This is a genomic window from Pseudomonas sp. P5_A2_2, assembly GCF_054177685.1.
In genome coordinates this window covers 1-1,524 of the sequence record NZ_JBGCUL010001030.1, presented here as the reverse complement: position 1 = coordinate 1,524, position 1,524 = coordinate 1, and the positions used below count along the sequence as shown (strand labels likewise).

1 protein-coding gene is annotated in these 1,524 nt (G+C 59.4%); it reads left to right on the top strand.

Annotated features, from left to right (window positions below; all coding sequences use genetic code 11):
• The first annotated feature begins 327 nt into the window (after positions 1 to 327).
• On the top strand, positions 328 to 1,449 hold the full coding sequence (locus tag ACXRVY_RS28490) for a beta-ketoacyl-ACP synthase III (protein ID WP_223462084.1): 1,122 nt from the start codon (positions 328 to 330) through the stop codon (positions 1,447 to 1,449).
• The last annotated feature ends 75 nt before the right edge of the window (positions 1,450 to 1,524 follow it).

The following is a 1,524-nucleotide window of genomic DNA, read 5'->3' as shown; positions in this document are numbered from 1 at the left end:
ACCTGTGGGAGCGAGCTTGCTCGCGATGGGGGCATTTGATTCAGCATTAATATTGACTGATAGACCGCTATCGCGAGCAARCTCGCTCCCACAGGGATTTTGTATTGGCTTTAGGTGGGCGTTATCCAGCAAAAAGGGGCCAAAACCCACGGTTTATGGCAAACTTCGCGCCTATAAACACCGGCCCCGCGGTTTTGAGCCTTCACGGTAACGGGCAGGTCGGAATAAAGCGATGCCAGGTTTGCGTCCCCCGGACGGGAATAGACCCTTTGTGTATTGGTACGTCGGTGCCAATGCTTTCTGCCTGAACAGATTAGAGACACGACCATGCATAACGTCGTCATCAGCGGCACCGGCCTGTACACCCCGGCCAACAGCATTTCCAATGAAGAGCTGGTGCAGTCTTTCAATACTTACGTCGGGCAATTCAACGCCGACAACGCCGATGCCATTGCGCGCGGTGAAGTGCAGGCATTGACCGAATCCAGCGCTGCGTTCATCGAAAAAGCCTCCGGCATCAAGAGCCGCTTTGTCATGGACAAGGACGGCATCCTTGACCCGCAGCGCATGGCGCCACGCCTGCCGGAACGTTCCAACGACGAATGGTCGGTGCTCTGCCAGATGGCCATCGGCGCGGCCGAACAAGCCTTGCAGCGTGCCGGCAAGACCGCAGCGGACATCGACGGCGTGATCGTCGCCTGCTCCAACCTGCAACGCGCTTACCCGGCCATTGCCATCGAAGTCCAGGAAGCGCTGGGTATCCAGGGTTTCGGTTTCGATATGAACGTGGCGTGTTCCTCGGCGACCTTCGGTATCCAGACCGCCGCCAACAGCGTGCAACTGGGCCAGGCCCGGGCAGTCCTGATGGTCAACCCGGAAGTCTGCACCGGCCACCTGAACTTCCGCGACCGTGACAGCCACTTCATCTTCGGCGATGCCGCCACCGCGGTGATCATCGAGCGTGCTGACCTGGCGACGTCCAAGTACCAGTTCGATATCGTCAGCACCAAGCTGCTGACCAAGTTCTCCAACAACATCCGCAACAACTTCGGCTTCCTCAACCGCGCAGCGGAAGAGGGCATCGGTACCAGGGACAAACTGTTCGTGCAGGAAGGCCGCAAGGTGTTCCGTGACGTTTGCCCGATGGTGGCCGAGCTGGTCGCAACGCATCTGCAAGAGAACCAGCTCAACGTCAGCGACGTGAAGCGCTTCTGGCTGCACCAGGCCAACCTCAGCATGAACCACCTGATCGTCAAGAAGCTGCTGGGTCGCGACGCCACCGAGCAGGAAGCGCCGGTGATTCTCGACACCTACGCCAACACCAGTTCCGCCGGTTCCGTGATTGCGTTCCACAAGAACCAGGACGATCTGGCCGCCGGTTCGCTGGCCGTGCTCAGCTCGTTCGGCGCCGGTTATTCGATTGGTAGCGTGTTGCTGCGCAAGTTGTAGGAGCGAGCTTGCTCCGGGCGGCGTTCCGACGATGGTCGTCAACGATAACGCGATAAACCTGACGCCCCCGTGGCG